We start from the raw sequence: 17,038 nt of genomic DNA, 5'->3' as shown, positions 1-17,038 counted from the left end.
CCTTTTCAGTTGCGTGCATGCGACAGCTGGAAGCCGGCGATGCCTTCGAAGGCCGCCAGTTCGGCCGACATGGCCGACAGGCTGGCGCCCGTGTTCTTGCCATGCGCGATGGCGACAAAGCGCCATTCCTGCATGCCGTCGTTGCTGCCGATGGTCAGCGAGCCGCCCGCGATGTCGTAGCCGCGCTTGGCGGCCATGCGCCGCAGCGCATCCTCGCGTGGAATGAAGCCTTGCTTGAAGCGCATGGTGATGGCCACCGCGTGGCGCGACGGCAGCCAGTTCTCCAATTTTGACAGGAAAATCATCGCCATCGCGCACAGGAAGGCCAGGCCCATGGCCGACAGATAAAAGCCGATGCCGACCATGATGCCGATCACGGACGAGGCCCAGATCGAGGCGGCCGTCGTCAGGCCGCTGATATTGAAGCCCTCGCGCATGATGACGCCGGCGCCCAGAAAGCCCACGCCCGTGACGATGCCCTGGATGACGCGCGTGGGATCGCTGCCGACGATGGCGCCATGGCCGCCGTACCAGAACTCGGGATAGCCGCCCAGCACCGTCAGCGCGGCCGAGGCCATGCAGACGAGGCTGTAGGTGCGCATGCCGGCCGCGCGCCCGTGATACGAACGTTCATAACCCACCAGCAAGCCCAGCAGCAGCGCGCCCAGCAGATTCAGCAGGATCACGCCGTTCGTCGCCAGCTCGGCCGGCGACCAGTAGGCGCGCAGGAAGTCGATGGTCGGCATCTAGAGCTTTTTGGTCAGCTGCTTTTCAAACGCCACGTCGAGCTTGCTGACGCGGCGCGCCTTTTGCGGCCCCAGGCCATTCACGAAGGCGACAAAGGCGTCCAGTTCCAACGGCGGGCACAGGGGCGGCAAGCCGGGGCCTTCCGTGAGGAAGAACAGTTCATCGCCCGTGCGCGCCATCGTGTAGAGGCGGTTGCCGGTGCGTTCCTTGAGCCGCTCGATGGCGGACGTGGCGCGGGTCGAGCGCATCAGATGGCTCCCGTGCGCTGTTCCAGCCACGCCAGCGCAGGCGCATCGGCCGGCGCCGCCAGGTGCGGCGCCAGGCGCGCGCGCACGGTGGCGTGGTAGTCGTTGAGCCAGGCCGCCTCGTCGTCGCGCAACAGCGAGCGTTCCACGCAGCGCGTGTCGATCGGGCACAGGGTCAATGTCTCGAAGCGCAGGAATTCCCCGAACTGCGTCGTATCGGCCGGCACGTTGAGCACCAGGTTCTCGATGCGGATGCCCCACTGGCCGGGTCGGTAGATGCCCGGCTCGATGGAGGTGATCATGCCCGGTTCCATCGCCGTCTGCGGCTCCGGCATGGCGGACTGCGAAATCGATTGCGGCCCTTCGTGCACGTTGAGGAAAAAGCCCACGCCATGGCCCGTGCCGTGGCCAAAGTCGATGCCTTCGGCCCACAGGGGCGCGCGGGCAATCGAGTCGAGCATGGGCGACTTCACGCCGCGCGGGAACTGCGCGCGCGACAGGGCGATCATGCTGCGCAAGACGAGGGTGAAATCGCGCCGGTGTTCTGCCGTGATCGTGCCGACGGGGACCACGCGCGTGATATCCGTGGTGCCGCCCCAGTACTGGCCGCCCGAGTCGATCAGCAGCAGGCCATCGCCTTCGATGGTGGCGGCCGAATCCGCATGCGCGTGGTAATGCATGATGGCGCCATGCGCATTGAAGCCGGCGATGGTGCCGAAACTGGGGCTGACAAAACCGGCGCGGCGGGCACGCGCGGCCGTCAGGTGCGCGTCGACGCCGATTTCCGTCAACGGCGCGCGCTGCGGGTCGGCCAGGGTGGCGTCCAACCAGCTGAAGAATTCGCACAGGGCGGCGCCGTCCTGCTCCATGGCGGCGCGCACGTGCTCCGCTTCGCTGTCCGTCTTGCGCGACTTGGCCAGGGTGGTGGGGTTGATCGATTCGACCACCCGCACGCCCTCGGCCACGGCCTGGCGCGTGCCGAACGTGACGCGGCGCGGGTCCAGCAGCAGGGTGGCGCCGGCCGGCAGGGCGGCCAGCGCGGCGGCCGCGCGGTCATACGCGGCCACGTCCACGCCTTCGCTCTCCAGGATGGCGCGCAGGGCGGCGGGCAGCTTGCCGTCGGCGACGAACAGGGTGGCGCGCTCAGGGCCCACCAGCGCATGGGCGAGGAAGACGGGGTTGTAGTTGACGTCGGCGCCGCGCAGGTTGAACAAATACGCGATATCGTCAAGCGTGGAAATGACGTGGTGGCTGGCGCCGTGCGCCGCCATGCCGGCGCGCAGGGCCGCCAGTTTCTCGCTACGCGACAGGGCCGGATACGCGGCCGCATGCTCGTACACCGGCGCGGCAGGCATGGCCGGGCGATCCGGCCAGACGGCTTGCAGCACGTCGGTATCCGTGCGCAGGGCCACTTGCGCGCCCAGCGCCTGCTGCAGCAGGCGCGCATTGGCCAGGCCCAGCACGGCGCCATCGACGGCCACCGTCTGCCCCGGCTGCATGGTCTCGCCCAGCCAGTCGATATACAGCACGCTGGCGCCGGACGGGATTTTCTTCAGGACGATGCCGCTGCCGGCCAGTTCGTCTTCCGCCTGCTCCCAGTAGCGGCCATCGGTCCACACGCCGGCGAAATCCTGCGTCACGACCAGGGTACCGACCGACCCCGTGAAGCCCGACAGCCACTCGCGGCCCTGCCAGCGGGCCGGCAGGTATTCGGACAAATGCGGGTCGGCGGATGGCACGATCAGGGCATCGATGTGCTGCGCGCGCATGGCGTCGCGCAGCTGCGATAAACGGGAAGCGGGAGTGGATTGGTCTGGTGTCTGCATGGGAGCGAAAATGGAGCGGTACCGGGAAGCGTCTATGATACCGCGATTAGCGGCCGGACTGCACTCGGTGCTGCGCCAGCAGCGCCCCGGCGGCGGCGGCGATTTTTTCCAGCAGCGCCTCGTCGTAGGGCAGCCACGGCACGGCGCCCAGCTTGCTCCCCATCGCTACCACCTCGATCACCGCCTCGGCGCCATCCTTCGTGGCCCTGCCGGTGCTCAGGTGGATCGCATGCCCGCCCACCATCAGGTGGCGCGCTTCGAACGCCATGCGGCCGTCCTCGATCTGGTCCGCGAATACCTGTTCCAGCACGGCGCGCCGCATGCCGGCCATCGGCCCCGGTGCCAGGTTGGACAGGTAAAACAGGCGCTGTTCGCGCTCCACGCTTTGCTCGTCCTCGACCAGCGCCAGCGCGCTGGCGCTGACCAGCAGGTCCACCGCGCGGCACGCTTCCGAATAGGCCACCGGCGTCATCGGCATCATCTGCGCGGGCGCCAGCCCGTTTGACGTGCAGGCGCCGCCCGCCCCCGGATACACGTGCCCCTCGAGGCGAAGCAATACGCGCCAGGCGCCGAACTGGCGCGACAGGCCTTCATCGTAGTCCAGGCGCCAGCCTTCGCGGCGCGCCAGTCCCAGCAAGGTGCGCAGCGACAGCTGGTAGCCGGCAAATGCGGCACTGCCGTCGCCGGGCGGCGCATATATTTCGCGATAGACCTGGCGCAGCGGCTGGCGCAGGCGCCGCTGCGCGACCAGCGCTTGCCAGGCGGCGCGCTCCTCCCCGCTGCCATGCAAGGGGTGCCACAGGCCGATCTCGCCTTGCGCAGGCAAATCCACTGGCTGCCCCTGCGCATCGATGGCGCCTTTCCCGTCGAGCATGAAGGCCAGCCCATCGCCCGTGCGCCAGACCAGCGCGCGCGCCACCGCGTCGATATCGGCATCGTCGCGCAGGGCACGCCATTGGTCCAGGCCAAACCACACCTCGCTGGCGTAGCCCGCTTCCAGGCGGCGCGCCAGCATGGCCTGGCGCCGTTTGCCCATGGGGCCCGGCATGCCGATCCTCCAGGCGATATCGGACCGTTCGGCCAGCGCCCGCTCGGCCGGTTTCAGATTGCGTTCCAGTTTCTTGCGGATGCCCGCATGGCGTACCTGGGCCAGCGCCGCGCGCAGGGCCTGCAGGCTTTCGGGCGTGGGAATGGTTTCCACCGCATGGCCCAGCGCCATCGCCAGCGACTGCGACGGCGCGCTCTTGGCCGCGCCGGGCGCCACGCATGCCAACGGTAGCAAGACGGTAATCACGGGCCTGAACCAGGCATCATCGCGATAGGACGCCACCCGCGCGGCGCGCGCCAGCACCGGAGAATCTGCCGTGGCAAAGGCGGCATCGGCCGCATACGGCACGCTGCCGTCATGGATGGCGGCGATATGGCGCGCCGCCTGTTCCAGTATCGTGCGGGAAAAATCCACATACGCCGCATCGTCGGCCAGCACGTCGGCGGGATCGGCCTCGCCGATGCTGTCGCGGTTCCAGTGGCCGCTGTAGCGCGAGCCGGCCAGCGCCAGCAGGGATGCTCGCGCCAGTTGCGGCAGTACGGTGAGTTCCTGCAAGGTCAAGGGCATCGGGTAGCGCGCATGGCGCTCCTCCATCATCTGCCCGAACTGGGCCGGGGCGTCGCCGCCGGCCAGCTGCGCCAGCAGCCAGGCGGCAAAATGCTGTTCGCCCCAGTGCTTCGGTTCATCCAGGATGCGCAGCGCCAGCTGCGCGCTGCCTTCCGGTGGCGCGCCGCGCAGACAATCCAGGCAGCCGATTGCGTAGTCCCAGTCGTGCACGCGGGCCGCATCCAGCGCGTCGAGGAACACATCGCCTGCCAGCGCCGGTGCCAGCTTCATGCTGCTCGCTTGTGCCAATAGCGCCATCGCCAGTTCGCGCCGCGCAGGATCGTCATGGCCAAAGCGCGCCGCGCGGTGCAGCGCCCCCCAGACAGCGCCCAGTTCTTCGGGAGTCCAGTCGCTGAAATCGACCGGCGGCCCCGTGAAACGCGCATGCTCGACAAAGCCGCCATCGAGGCGCGCGCGCAGCGCCGCGGCGCGAGTGGACTCAGATGGCATCATCGGCCTCGTAGCGGCGCAAGCCTTCCAGGTCCAGCACGCGGATGCCGCCGTAATCGAGGCGCAACAAACCCTTTTTTTCCAGCACCTGCAAGGCCTGGTTGGCACGCTGGCGCGAGGAGCCCGACAGCAGGCCGATCTCTTCCTGCGACAGCTGCACCAGGGTTTCCACGCCCGGGTACAGATGCGAGTTGAACATCGACGCCAGGCAGCGCGCCACGCGCGTATTCAGATCCAGCAGGCGCTCGTTTTCCACCATGCCGATGAACTGGCCCAGGCGCTCGTTGAGCTGCATCAGCAAAAAGCGCGTGAATGGCAGGCTCGTTTCCAGCAGCCAGTGGAAAGTGGCGCCGGGCAGGCGCGCCACGCGCGTGTCGCGCAGGGCCATGGTGTCGTATTTGCGGATCTCGTTCTTCAGCAATGAACCTTCGCCGAACCAGCTGCCGGGGGGCACGCCGATGAAGGTCATGGCCTTGCCGGAGGCGGAAAAATTATTCATCTTGACCATGCCGCTGATGACGCCGATCCAGTTGTCCACCGGTTCGCCCTTGCGGCAGACAAAGCCGCCTTTCGGCACGAAAGTCTCGAACACATCCGCCTCGACCCGGGCCATTTGCTGGGGATCGAGCAGCTGCGCCCAGTTGGCCGCGCGCACGGCATCCTTGAGGCTGATATCAGGGTTGGTCATTGTGCGATGCACCATCGAAAAGTGGGTAAATGTCCCCGAAAAGACAACTCGGCAAACTAACGCAAGCTACTATCATTGCACAAACGCCTTACACATAAAAAATACAGAGCGCCATCCGACGAGGTGGGGCCTGAGACAAGCAACAGGGAGACACTGGTGCAAACGCATACCACAGCAGCAATGCCGACTTTTCCGCGGCGCTTATTGCAACACGGGACAGTACGATCCGACAAGCCCGCCTTTCGCGAAAAACACCTGGGCATCTGGCAGACCTGGACCTGGGCCGAGGTCAACGAGGAGGTGCGCGCGCTGGCCTGCGGCCTGGCCGCCATCGGCTTCCAGCGCGGCATGAACCTGGCCATCATCGGCGACAACCGTCCCCGCCTGTACTGGGCCATGCTGGCCGCGCAAAGCCTGGGCGGCGTGCCCGTGCCCCTGTACCAGGACGCGCCGGCCGCCGACATGGCGTACGTGCTGCAGGATGCGGAAATCCGCTACGCCATCGTCGAAGACCAGGAGCAGGTCGACAAGCTGCTCGAACTCAAGGCCCTGTATCCGCACGTCGCCCACATCGCCTATGATGATGAGCGGGGCATGCGCCATTACCGCCAGCCGGAGCTGACGTCCTTTGCCGCCCTGCAGACGCTGGGCCGGGCCTACGACCGCGAGCATCCCGGCTTCTTCGACGCCGCCGTGGCAGCGGGCCAGGGCAGCGACTCGGCCGTGATCCTGTACACCTCGGGCACCACGGGCAAACCGAAGGGCGTGTGCCAGAGCCATACGGCGCTGCTGGCGGCCGGCGAAGGCGGCGTGGCCTTCGACCAGCTCACCGACGAGGAAGACATCCTGTCCTACCTGCCCATGGCGTGGGTGGGCGACTGCCTGTTCTCGCTGGCGCAGGCCATGGTGGCCGGCTTTACCGTCAACTGCCCCGAATCGGGCGACACGGTGATGATCGACATGCGCGAAATCGGCCCCACCTGCTACTTTGCGCCGCCGCGCGTGTTCGAGAACATGCTCACCAGCGTGATGATACGCATGGAAGACGCCAGCAGCATCAAGCGCCGCATGTTCAGTCATTTCATGGACGTGGCCAAGCGCTGCGGCGCGCAGATCCTGGATGGCAAGCCCGTTTCGCTGGCGGACCGCCTCGGCTACAAGCTGGGCGAGCTGCTCGTCTACGGCCCCCTGAAAAACGTGCTGGGGCTGTCGCGCGTGCGCGTCGCCTACACGGCCGGCGCCGCCATCGGCCCCGACCTGTTCCGCTTCTACCGCTCGATCGGCGTCAACCTCAAGCAGCTGTACGGCTCCACCGAAACCTGCGCCTACGTTTGCTTGCAACCGGACGGCAATATCAAGTTCGACAGCGTCGGACTGCCGGCGCCAGGCGTGGAAGTCAAGCTGGCGGCCAATGGCGAAGTGCTGGTCAAGTCGCCCGCCACCATGAGCGGCTACTTCAAGCGCCCTGACGCCACCGCCGAAGTGATCGACAACGACGGCTACTTCCATACGGGCGACGCGGGCGTGTTCGACAGCGAAGGCCATCTGAAAATCATCGACCGCGCCGCCGACGTGGGCAAGATGAATTGCGGCGCCATGTTCGCTCCCAACTACATCGAAAACAAGCTCAAGTTCTTCCCCTTCATCAAGGAAGTAGTGGCCTTCGGCAATGCGCGCGACCAGGTCTGCGCTTTCATCAACATCGACATCGAGGCGGTGGGCAACTGGTCGGAGCGGCGCGGCATCGCCTATTCCGGCTACACGGACCTGGCGGCGCGCGCCGAAACCTATGGCCTGATCCGCGACTGCATCGAGCAGGTCAACGCGGAACTGGCGGCCGACCCCTTGATGGACCGCACGCAGGTGCACCGCTTCCTGGTGCTGCACAAGGAACTCGACCCGGACGACGACGAGCTGACGCGCACGCGCAAGGTGCGCCGCAAATTCATCGCCGAAAAGTACGCGGTGCTCATTTCCGCCCTGTACGAGGGCAAGGCAACGCAATACATCGAGACCCAGGTGAAATTCGAGGATGGCCGCCTTGGCTCGACCAGCGCCGACCTGCAGATCTGGGACAGCAAAACGTACCGGCCCCAGGGCCTGGCCGCATGATGGAGCACAGCACGATGCAAATGAACGAACCCGACGCCCATTTCGGCACGGCCCGCAAGACCGGTCCCGTGATCCTCGACCTGAAGAACATCTCGCTGTCGTTCGGCGGCGTGAAAGCGCTGACCGACATCTCGTTCGACGTGAAACAGCATGAAATCCGCGCCATCATCGGCCCGAACGGCGCCGGCAAGAGCTCGATGCTCAACGTGATCAATGGCGTGTACCGCCCGCAGCAGGGCGAGATCATCTACCGGGGCGAACACCGGCGCGGCATGGACTGCTACGCGGCCGCCAAGTCCGGCATCGCGCGCACCTTCCAGAACATCGCCCTGTTCAAGGGCATGACGGTGCTGGACAACATCATGACGGGGCGCAACCTCAAAATGAAGTCGAATTTCCTGCTGCAGGCCCTGTACTGGGGGCCGGCGCGGCGCGAGGAAATCGAGCACCGCAAGAAGGCCGAGGAAATCATCGACTTCCTGGAAATCCAGGCCATCCGCAAGACGCCCGTCGGGCGCCTGCCCTACGGCTTGCAAAAGCGCGTGGAACTGGGCCGCGCGCTGGTGGCCGAACCGGAGATTCTGCTGCTGGACGAACCGATGGCCGGCATGAACGTGGAGGAAAAGCAGGACATGTGCCGCTTCATCCTCGACGTCAACGACCAGCTGGGCACGACCATCGTGCTGATCGAGCACGACATGGGCGTGGTGATGGATATCTCCGACCGCGTGGTGGTGCTCGACTACGGCAAGAAGATCGGCGACGGCACGCCCGACGAGGTGCGCAGCAACCAGGACGTGATCAATGCCTATCTCGGCGTGGCGCACTAGACAAGGAATAGCAATGAATATCAATTTTTTCTTTGAAGTGCTGATCGGCGGCCTGCTGTCGGGCGTCATGTACGCGCTGGTGGCGATCGGTTTCGTCCTGATCTACAAGGCCTCGGGCGTATTCAATTTCGCGCAGGGCGCGATGGTGTTCTTCGCCGCCCTCACCTGCGTCGGCATCATGGACAAGTTCGGCCTGTCCTTGTGGCTGGCCATCCCGCTGACGATGGTGACGATGATCGTGCTGGGCATGGCGATTGAAAGGGTGGTCTTGCGCCCGCTCGTCAACCAGCCCGAAATCACGCTCTTCATGGCCACCATCGGCCTGACCTTTTTCATCGAGGGCCTGGCGCAGCTGATGTGGGGCTCGCAGGTGCACAAGCTGGACCTGCCCATCGAAGACGTGCCGATGCCCTTCCTGATGGACCATTTCAATATCATCATCTCGCAGTTCGACATGGTGGCGGCCGGCATCTGCGCGCTGCTGGTGATTTGCCTGGCCTTGCTGTTCTCGAAGACCAAGGTGGGCCGCGCCCTGCGCGCCGTCGCCGACGATCACCAGGCGGCGCTGGCCGTGGGTATTCCGCTGCAGCGCATCTGGGCCGTGGTGTGGGGCGTGGCGGGCCTGGTGGCGATGGTGGCCGGCTTGCTGTGGGGCGCGCGCAACGGGGTGCAGTTCGCCCTCACCTTCATCGCCCTGAAAGCGCTGCCCGTGCTGATCCTCGGCGGCTTTACGTCGGTGCCGGGCGCCATCGTCGGCGGCCTGATCATCGGCGCGTCGGAAAAGCTGGCCGAAGTCTACCTCGGCCCCATGGTGGGCGGCGGCATCGAAGGCTGGTTCCCGTATGTGCTGGCCCTGCTGTTCCTGCTGGTGCGCCCGGAAGGCCTGTTCGGCGAGAAGATCATCCGGCGCATATAACACCACCGAAACAGCATCGTAGGTCGGGTTAGCGCATGGCGCGTAACCCGGCAACAGCCAAAACAGCCCGTAAAGGACCACCCCATGATTTACCGTGAAGCAGGACAATTCAAGACCAGCTACCAGGCTGACAACCAGATTTTCCCGATCCGGCAAGACCGCCTGGCGCTGACGGCCACACTGCTCGTCGCCGTCTTCCTCCTGCCGTATTTCGCCTCGCCCTACATGCTGTCGGCGATCCTGATCCCCTTCCTGATCTTCGCCCTGGCGGCATTGGGCCTGAACATCCTGACCGGTTACGCGGGCCAGCTGTCGCTGGGCACGGCCGCCTTCATGGCCGTGGGCGCGTTTGCCTCGTATAACTTCATGGCGCGCCTGCCCGGATTGCCGCTGCTCGTGTCGTTCATCCTGGGCGGCCTGTGCGCGGCCATGGTGGGCATCGCCTTCGGCCTGCCCTCCCTGCGCATCCGCGGCTTTTACCTGGCCGCCTCCACCCTGGCGACGCAGTTCTTCGTCGTCTGGTGCCTGACCAAGATACCGTATCTGACCAACTACAGCTCCTCGGGCGTGATCACGGTGCAGAAGATGACCATCCTCGGCTACCAGTTCGACACGCCGCAAAGCAAATACCTGCTGGTGCTGGCCATCGTTGCCGGCATGGCGCTGCTGGCCAAGAACATGATCCGCTCGAACGTGGGCCGCTCGTGGATGGCCGTGCGCGACATGGACATGGCGGCCGAAGTGATCGGTTTTCGCCTGATGCGCACCAAGCTGCTGGCGTTTGCCGTCAGCTCGTTCTACTGCGGCGTGGCCGGCGCCCTGTATGCGTACGCCTACCTGGGCACGGTGGAGCCGGAAGCGTACAACCTGGACCTGTCCTTCCGCATCCTGTTCATGATCATCATCGGCGGTGTCGGTTCGATCCTCGGCTCCTTCCTCGGCGCGGCCTTCATCGTGCTGCTGCCCGTCTTCCTGAACACCATCGCGCATGGCCTGGCATTGCCGACCAGCGTGGCCTCGAACCTGGAACTGATGGTGTTCGGCGCGCTGATCATCTTCTTCCTGATCGTCGAGCCGCACGGCCTGGCCAGGCTGTGGCAGATTGCGAAGGAAAAGTTGCGACTCTGGCCCTTCCCCCATTAAGTTTTTGCAGTCGATGTCGGTTCACTTGAATACCAAATAAAACAAGAGGAGACACACAATGAAACACATCAAATCGCTCATGCTGGCCGCCGCCATCGCCAGTGCCGCACTCACCATGGCCGGCAGCGCCCAGGCGCAGGACAAGGAACAGTACATCGCCCTGCCGTCCTACCGCGTGGGTCCGTACGCGGCCGGCGGTTCCGGTTTCTACGGCGGCATCATCGATTACTTCAACCTGGTCAACCAGGCCGGCGGCGTCAATGGCGTGAAAATCAGCTGGGAAGAATGCGAAACCGAATACAACCCGTCGCGCGGCGTCGAATGCTATGAACGCCTGAAAACCAAGCAGGGCGGCGCCACCCTGGTCGAAACCCTGTCCACGGGCGTCGCCTACGGCATCCTCGACCGCGTGGCGCAGGACAAGATCCCCATGACGATGATCGGCTACGGCCGCTCGGATGCCGCCAACGGCAAGGTCTTCCCCTACGTGTATCCGCTGATCTCCAGCTACTGGAGCCAGGCCGCCGCCATGATCAAGTATTTGGGCGACAAGGATGGCGGCATGGACAAGCTGAAAGGCAAGAAGATCGTCCACCTGTACCACGATTCGGCCTTCGGCAAGGAGCCGCTGCCCGTGCTCGAAGCGCTGTCGAAACAGTACGGCTTCGAGCTGATCAAGATTCCCGTCGCGCCGCCCGGCAGCGAACAGCAATCGCAATGGCTGCAAATCCGCCAGGCCAAGCCGGACCACGTGATCCTGTGGGGCTGGGGCGTGATGAACTCCGTGGCCATCAAGACGGCGCAGCGCAACGGCTTCCCGCGCGACAAAATGCTGGGCGTCTGGTGGGCCGGCTCCGAGGAAGACACGATTCCATCGGGCGACGCGGCCAAGGGCTACACGGCGATGACGTTCAATACGCCGGGCAACTACCCCGTGCTCGACGACATCCGCAAGAAACTCTACGCCACCGGCAAGGGCAACCTGTCCGACCAGTCGCGCATCGGCTCCGTCTACCACATGCGCGGCGTGACGGCCGGCATCCTGTGGGTCGAAGCGATCCGCGTGGCGCAGGAAAAATTCGGCAAGGGCAAGCCGATCACGGGCGAGCAGATGCGCTGGGGCCTGGAAAACCTGAACGTCGACGATGCGCGCCAGAAGGCCGTGGGGGCACTGGGCATGTTCCCCACCGTGAAAACCAGCTGCGACGACCATGAAGGCTCGGGCGCCGTGAAGGTGCAGCAGTGGGATGGCAAGAAGTGGACCGCCATCACGCCGAAATGGATCGTCGGCGACAAGGCCCTGGTGCGCAAGCTGGTCGAGGAATCCTCGAACAAGTACGCCGAAGAGAAGAAGATCACGCCGGCGTGCATGAAGTAAATCGCTGCCGATGGTGGTGTCGGATTACGGCCTGCGGCCTAATCCGACCTACGCCGCATTCACGTAGGTCGGATTAGCGTAGCGTAATCCGACAGCATCGCCAACACATATGAAAACGAAGCAGCCATGACACCCACTGCCACGCAAACACCAGACGCCGCACCGCCGCCCTACCTGTCGGTGAACAATATCGAAGTCATCTACGACCACGTGATCCTGGTCCTGAAGGGCGTGTCGCTGCAAGTGCCGCAAGGCAAGATCGTGGCGCTATTGGGCGCCAACGGCGCCGGCAAGTCGACCACCCTGAAAACCATCTCGACCCTGCTGCGCGGCGAACGGGGCGACGTCACCAAGGGCGAAGTCCAGTTCAAGGGCGAGCGCGTGGACCAATTGACGCCGAATGAACTGGTCAAGCGCGGCCTGTCGCAAGTGATGGAAGGGCGGCACTGTTTCGGCCACCTCACCATCGAGGAGAACCTGCTGACGGGCGCCTACACGCGCAGCCTGTCGCGCGGCGAACTGAAAGACGCGCTGGACAAGGTGTATCACTACTTTCCGCGCCTGAAAACGCGGCGCAGCAGCCAGGCCGGCTATACCTCCGGCGGCGAGCAGCAGATGTGCGCCATCGGCCGCGCGCTGATGGCCAAGCCGTCGATGATCTTACTGGACGAGCCCTCGATGGGCATCGCGCCGCAGATCGTCGAAGAGATCTTCGGCATCGTCAAGGATTTGAATCACAAGGAAAACGTGTCTTTCCTGCTGGCCGAACAGAACACCAACGTGGCGCTGCGCTACGCCGACTTCGGCTACATCCTGGAAAACGGCCGCGTCGTGATGGAAGGACAAGCCCAGGAACTGGCCAGCAACGAAGACGTCAAAGAGTTTTACCTGGGCGTGTCCAGCGCCGGGCGCAAGAGCTTCCGCGACATGAAGTTCTACCGCCGCCGCAAGCGCTGGCTGGCCTGATCCATCAAAAACCTTGGCTGCAACGCGCCCGGCGGTCCTGATGGCCAGGCGTGCGAATCAATATGCACTGACAATTGGAGAATGACTGACATGACCGATACGCTCGACAGTCTGGAAGCACGCGCCCCCGAAGCGCGCGAACGCGAATTGATGGCCGGCCTGCCGCAGCTGATCGCGCGCGCGCAACAGGCGCCGGGCTGGGCCCGCATCCTCGACGGCGTCAACGCGGCCGGCATCACCAGCCGAGCCGCGCTGGCGCAGCTGCCCGTCACGCGCAAGTCCGACCTCAAGCAACTGCAGCACGCGCAGCTGCCGTTCGGCGGCTTGAACACGACGCCGAAAAACGCCCTGTCGCGCGTGTTCGTCTCGCCCGGCCCCATCTTCGATCCGGAAGGCCGCGGCCCGGACTGGTGGCGCTTTGCGCGCCCTATGTATGCGGCCGGCGTGCGCGCCGGCGGCCTGCTGCAGAACTGCTTTTCGTATCACTTCACGCCGGCCGCCTTCATGGTCGAAGGAGGCGCCGCGCGCATCGGCTGCACCGTCATCCCGGCCGGCATCGGCCAGACGGAAATGCAGGTGCAGGCGATGGCCGATCTCAAGCCGGACACGTATATCGGCACGCCCTCATTTTTAAAACTGATCATCGAGAAGGCGCGCGAAATGGGCGCCGACATCAGCAGCGTCACCAAGGCCCTGATGGGCGCGGAAGCCTTGCCCGAATCCTTGCGCAGCTGGTTTGCCGAGAACGGCGTGCCGCACGTGTTCCAGACCTATGCCTCGGCCGATATCGGCAGCATCGCCTATGAAACGGCCAGCCATGGCAAGCTCAATCCCGGCATGGTCGTCGATGAAAACGTGCTGCTCGAGATCGTCCATCCGGGCAGCGGCATTCCCGTCGCGCCGGGCGAAGTGGGCGAAGTCGTCGTCACCGTCTTCAATGCCGACTACCCGCTGATCCGCTTTGCCACCGGCGATCTGTCGGCCGTGCTGACGGGCGCGCCGGAGTCGCCGTGCGGGCGCACGAATACGCGCATCAAGGGCTGGATGGGACGCGCGGATCAAACCACCAAGGTGCGCGCCATGTTCGTGCATCCGTCGCAGGTGCATGAGATCGCGCGCCGCCACCCGCAAATCAGGAAGGCGCGGCTGGTGGTGTCGGGTCGCATGGCCAACGACGAGATGGCCCTGCATTGCGAAGTCGACGATCCGGCGGACGCCAGCGGCGTGGAAGCCATCATCGGCTCGATCCGCGAACTGACCAAGCTGCGCGGCGACGTGGTGCTGGTGGCGGTGGGCAGCCTGGCCCAGGACGGGAAAATCATCGACGACATGCGCGATTACAAATAAGGCCGATTTGCGGGATAATACCGGCATTGACCATCAGCCCTATTCATCGCCATGCAAGAGTCCATGCAAGAATTTCATCACAACCGTGCCCGTGACCTGATCAAGAACGCGGAACTGCTGTTCGACCAGGAGGCCGTGCAGGCGTCGATCACGCGCATGGCCGATGTGCTCAACACGCGCTTCAACGCCGAGGATTCGAAAGAGTTCCCGCTGGTGCTGGGCGTGATGGGCGGCGCCGTCGTGTTTACGGGCAGCCTGCTGCCGCAACTGAGCTTCCCGCTCGAATTCGACTACATCCACGTCAGCCGCTACGGCGACGACGACAAGGGTGGCGAAGTGGTGTGGAAAGTCATCCCCCGCTCGAACGTGGCGGGCCGCACCGTCATCGTGCTCGACGATATTCTCGACGAAGGCGAAACCCTGGCGCACGTCAAGCAGCGCCTGCTGGACATGGGCGCCTCGGAAGTCATCCTGGCCGTGTTCGCCGACAAGGCCATCGGCAAGAAAAAGCCCGTACAAGCCGACATCGTCGGCCTGGTGATCCCGAACCGCTTCGTCGTCGGCTTCGGCATGGATGCGTACGGCTACTGGCGCAACCTGCCGGGTTTGTGGGCCATCAAGCCGGAGGATTTGAAGCAGGAGTGATTGTGGTGTTGTCGGATTACGCGCTGCGCGCTAATCCGACCTACCGAATCCATGGTCGTAGGTCGGATTAGCGCAGCGTAATCCGACACCACCATCATCGCAACAACGATTACAGCGTCAACCGCGCGCGCGCCGCATCGTATTCGGCCTTCAGGCGCGCCACCATCTCTGCCACGCTGGGCACGTCGTCCATCAAGCCCACGCCCTGGCCCGCGCCCCAGATGTCGCGCCAGGCCTTGGCGCTGCCGGAACCGAAGTTCATCGCGCTCTTGTCCGCTTCGGGCAAGGCTTCCGGATCGAGTCCGGCCGCTTCGATCGATTTTTTCAGGTAATTGCCGTGCACGCCCGTAAACAGGTTCGTGTAGACGATGTCCGCCGCGCTTGAATCCACGATGGCGTCGCGGTAGCCGTCGCTGACGTTCGATTCCTTGGTCGCCAGCCAGCGCGAGCCGATGTAGGCAAAGTCGGCGCCCATCGCTTGCGCGGCCAGCACGGCGTCGCCCGTGGCGATGGAGCCCGACAGCGCCAGCGGGCCGTCGAAGAATTTGCGCACTTCGCCCACCAGCGCGAACGGCGACAGGGTGCCCGCGTGGCCGCCGGCGCCGCTGGCGACCAGGATCAGGCCATCGACGCCCGCTTCCAGCGCCTTTTTCGCGTGGCGGATCGAGATCACGTCGTGCAGCACGATGCCGCCATAGCTGTGGATGGCGTCGAGCATTTCCTTGGGCGGCGCGCGCAGCGAGGAAATGATGATGGGGACCTGGTGTTTCACGCACACTTCCACGTCGTGCGCGAGACGGTCGTTCGACTGGTGCACGATCTGGTTGACGGCGATCGGCCCGACTTTTTTATCGGGATTGGCGGCCTGGAAGGCGGCCAGCTCGGCCTGCAGGTCGGTCAGCCACGTGTCGAGCAATTCGGCGGGACGCGCGTTCAGGGCCGGGAAGGAACCGACGATGCCGGCCTTGCACTGCGCCGCGACGAGGGCCGGGCCGCTGGCGATGAACATCGGCGAGGCGATAACGGGTAAGGAGAGGTTTTGCAACGCAACAGGCAATGCCATGGCGGACTCGCTGGAAAGTTGATCGGACGTGAAAGACACACTGAACGTTGATTATAGTGCAGAAAAAGTACGATCGTGCTGAATTTATCGCAAGTCCCGCTCAACCCTCGTTGAGCAAGTACTCACCCTCGACCCGCGCCGCAGCAGCCCTGCATAGCTGCGATACGGCCCACTCGGCCAGCGCGGCCGCCTCCTGGCGCAGGAAGCGCCGGTTGGCCTCCTCGAAGATCGGCATGCCGCGCAGCATGGCCGGTATCTCGGCCAGGGCGATGCGCTGGCGCTCCAGCAGCAAAAACTTCAGCAGCACTTTGACCGCATTCTGCGCATTGCGCACGGGCTCGGACGCCAGGTAGTCGAGGCGCGAATACGCGCGCTGCAGGGCGCCGGCGGTGTCCGTGAACGGCCGCCCGTGGCCGGGAATGACGACGCGCACGTCCAGGCCCGCGATCAGGTCCAGCGTGGCGCGCGCTTCCGAAAAGCCGGAGCCGCCATCGAGTTCCGGGAAGATCACGCCAAAGCCGTTTTCCCACAGGGCGTCGGCGGAGATCAGGATGCCCTCTTCGGCACAGTAAAAAATCAGCGAGTGCGGGTCGTGGCCCGGTGCGCCCAGCGCCTGCCAGGCCATGCCGGCCAAAGTCAAGGTGTCGCCGGGAGAGACGGTGGCGTCAAAGCCGAAGCGCGGGCATTGCTGGCCCGTGGCCTGGAAGCTGAGGGCATCGGCATCCCACGTGCGCACCTTGTCCGCTTCCGCCACGGGAATGGCCGTGTGGCAGCCGTATGCGGCTTGCAGCAGCGCGTTGCCGCCGCAATGGTCGGAGTGCAGGTGGGTGTTGAACAGGCGGTCCAGCGGCCGGCCGGCCAGGCTGTGGCGCAGCAGGGCCAGGGTTTGCGGCGCATGCGTGACATAGCCGCTGTCGATCAGGGCCGTGTCATCCGTCCCCTGGAACAGGATGTTGTTCGACGACAGCCAGCCGCGTTCGAACACCTGCATGGCATCGGGGAACAGCGCTGGCGATCGCGGCATGGGC

The 17,038-nt window shown here is 64.9% G+C and carries 15 protein-coding genes; 8 read left to right on the top strand and 7 right to left on the bottom strand.

All coding sequences use genetic code 11. The features are described 5' to 3' along the window. Positions 1-5: 5 nt before the first annotated feature. The 5 genes from AC07VH_RS18150 to AC07VH_RS18130 are packed head-to-tail and all read right to left on the bottom strand — an operon-like array spanning position 6 to position 5,610. Positions 6-746, bottom strand: a complete 741-nt coding sequence (locus AC07VH_RS18150; RefSeq protein ID WP_092713279.1) for an MgtC/SapB family protein — start codon at positions 744-746, stop codon at positions 6-8. Next, entirely contained in the window at positions 747-995 is a 249-nt protein-coding gene (locus AC07VH_RS18145) for a hypothetical protein (protein WP_475415735.1), read from the bottom strand. It abuts the gene before it with no gap. Further along, entirely contained in the window at positions 995-2,818 is a 1,824-nt protein-coding gene (locus AC07VH_RS18140; RefSeq protein WP_494787572.1) for an aminopeptidase P family protein, read from the bottom strand. Before AC07VH_RS18140 ends, AC07VH_RS18145 begins: the two co-directional genes overlap by 1 nt. A 46-nt stretch (positions 2,819-2,864) precedes the next feature. Next, positions 2,865-4,925 carry a DUF4132 domain-containing protein gene (locus AC07VH_RS18135; RefSeq protein ID WP_494787573.1) on the bottom strand — a complete coding sequence of 687 codons (2,061 nt, stop codon included), beginning with the start codon at positions 4,923-4,925 and terminating at the stop codon, positions 2,865-2,867. After that, on the bottom strand, positions 4,912-5,610 hold the full coding sequence (locus AC07VH_RS18130) for a Crp/Fnr family transcriptional regulator (RefSeq protein WP_475415738.1): 699 nt from the start codon (positions 5,608-5,610) through the stop codon (positions 4,912-4,914). The genes AC07VH_RS18135 and AC07VH_RS18130 overlap by 14 nt, the downstream gene beginning before the upstream one ends. Positions 5,611-5,790: 180 nt before the next feature. Between AC07VH_RS18130 and AC07VH_RS18125 the strand changes: the two genes are divergently transcribed. From AC07VH_RS18125 to AC07VH_RS18090, 8 genes are all read left to right on the top strand, one after another. Next, positions 5,791-7,722, top strand: coding sequence for an AMP-binding protein (locus AC07VH_RS18125; RefSeq protein WP_489630728.1), 1,932 nt, complete (start codon positions 5,791-5,793; stop codon positions 7,720-7,722). Positions 7,723-7,736: 14 nt separating this feature from the next. Next, entirely contained in the window at positions 7,737-8,552 is an 816-nt protein-coding gene (locus AC07VH_RS18120) for an ABC transporter ATP-binding protein (protein ID WP_029496076.1), read from the top strand. Between the two features lie 19 nt (positions 8,553-8,571). Next, a complete protein-coding gene (locus AC07VH_RS18115; protein WP_230504509.1) occupies positions 8,572-9,468 on the top strand; it encodes a branched-chain amino acid ABC transporter permease in 897 nt (298 codons plus the stop codon). An 84-nt stretch (positions 9,469-9,552) separates the two neighbouring features. Next, on the top strand, positions 9,553-10,611 hold the full coding sequence (locus AC07VH_RS18110) for a branched-chain amino acid ABC transporter permease (protein ID WP_034752817.1): 1,059 nt from the start codon (positions 9,553-9,555) through the stop codon (positions 10,609-10,611). A 58-nt stretch (positions 10,612-10,669) separates the two neighbouring features. Further along, on the top strand, positions 10,670-11,989 hold the full coding sequence (locus tag AC07VH_RS18105; protein ID WP_489629273.1) for an ABC transporter substrate-binding protein: 1,320 nt from the start codon (positions 10,670-10,672) through the stop codon (positions 11,987-11,989). Between the two features lie 126 nt (positions 11,990-12,115). After that, complete coding sequence (locus AC07VH_RS18100) at positions 12,116-12,955, top strand: ABC transporter ATP-binding protein (protein WP_494787574.1); 840 nt, start codon at positions 12,116-12,118, stop codon at positions 12,953-12,955. Positions 12,956-13,045: 90 nt separating this feature from the next. Next, a complete protein-coding gene (locus tag AC07VH_RS18095) occupies positions 13,046-14,302 on the top strand; it encodes a phenylacetate--CoA ligase family protein (protein WP_494787575.1) in 1,257 nt (418 codons plus the stop codon). 63 nt (positions 14,303-14,365) lie between these two features. Continuing rightward, on the top strand, positions 14,366-14,947 hold the full coding sequence (locus AC07VH_RS18090; protein ID WP_086137290.1) for a hypoxanthine-guanine phosphoribosyltransferase: 582 nt from the start codon (positions 14,366-14,368) through the stop codon (positions 14,945-14,947). Positions 14,948-15,056: 109 nt separating this feature from the next. Here AC07VH_RS18090 and AC07VH_RS18085 read toward each other — a convergent pair whose 3' ends face one another. After that, the gene (locus AC07VH_RS18085; RefSeq protein WP_494787576.1) at positions 15,057-16,010 is read right to left on the bottom strand and encodes an NAD(P)H-dependent flavin oxidoreductase; all 954 of its coding nucleotides are present in this window, start codon (positions 16,008-16,010) and stop codon (positions 15,057-15,059) included. A 100-nt stretch (positions 16,011-16,110) separates the two neighbouring features. Next, a complete protein-coding gene (locus AC07VH_RS18080) occupies positions 16,111-17,034 on the bottom strand; it encodes an MBL fold metallo-hydrolase (RefSeq protein ID WP_494787577.1) in 924 nt (307 codons plus the stop codon). Between the last annotated feature and the right edge of the window lie 4 nt (positions 17,035-17,038).

The sequence above is a fragment of the Janthinobacterium sp. GW821-FHT03C10 genome (assembly GCF_059420865.1).
This window is presented reverse-complemented; position numbering and strand designations above follow the sequence as displayed.

Excerpts from the sequence above, each read along its gene's own strand:
- AC07VH_RS18150 (WP_092713279.1), bottom strand. The coding sequence starts at position 746 with ATGCCGACCATCGACTTCCTGCGCGCCTACTGGTCGCCGGCCGAGCTG.
- AC07VH_RS18145 (WP_475415735.1), bottom strand. The coding sequence starts at position 995 with ATGCGCTCGACCCGCGCCACGTCCGCCATCGAGCGGCTCAAGGAACGC.
- AC07VH_RS18140 (WP_494787572.1), bottom strand. The coding sequence starts at position 2,818 with ATGCAGACACCAGACCAATCCACTCCCGCTTCCCGTTTATCGCAGCTG.
- AC07VH_RS18135 (WP_494787573.1), bottom strand. The coding sequence starts at position 4,925 with ATGATGCCATCTGAGTCCACTCGCGCCGCGGCGCTGCGCGCGCGCCTC.
- AC07VH_RS18130 (WP_475415738.1), bottom strand. The coding sequence starts at position 5,610 with ATGACCAACCCTGATATCAGCCTCAAGGATGCCGTGCGCGCGGCCAAC.
- AC07VH_RS18125 (WP_489630728.1), top strand. The coding sequence starts at position 5,791 with ATGCCGACTTTTCCGCGGCGCTTATTGCAACACGGGACAGTACGATCC.
- AC07VH_RS18120 (WP_029496076.1), top strand. The coding sequence starts at position 7,737 with ATGCAAATGAACGAACCCGACGCCCATTTCGGCACGGCCCGCAAGACC.
- AC07VH_RS18110 (WP_034752817.1), top strand. The coding sequence starts at position 9,553 with ATGATTTACCGTGAAGCAGGACAATTCAAGACCAGCTACCAGGCTGAC.
- AC07VH_RS18105 (WP_489629273.1), top strand. The coding sequence starts at position 10,670 with ATGAAACACATCAAATCGCTCATGCTGGCCGCCGCCATCGCCAGTGCC.
- AC07VH_RS18100 (WP_494787574.1), top strand. The coding sequence starts at position 12,116 with ATGACACCCACTGCCACGCAAACACCAGACGCCGCACCGCCGCCCTAC.
- AC07VH_RS18095 (WP_494787575.1), top strand. The coding sequence starts at position 13,046 with ATGACCGATACGCTCGACAGTCTGGAAGCACGCGCCCCCGAAGCGCGC.
- AC07VH_RS18090 (WP_086137290.1), top strand. The coding sequence starts at position 14,366 with ATGCAAGAATTTCATCACAACCGTGCCCGTGACCTGATCAAGAACGCG.
- AC07VH_RS18085 (WP_494787576.1), bottom strand. The coding sequence starts at position 16,010 with ATGGCATTGCCTGTTGCGTTGCAAAACCTCTCCTTACCCGTTATCGCC.
- AC07VH_RS18080 (WP_494787577.1), bottom strand. The coding sequence starts at position 17,034 with ATGCCGCGATCGCCAGCGCTGTTCCCCGATGCCATGCAGGTGTTCGAA.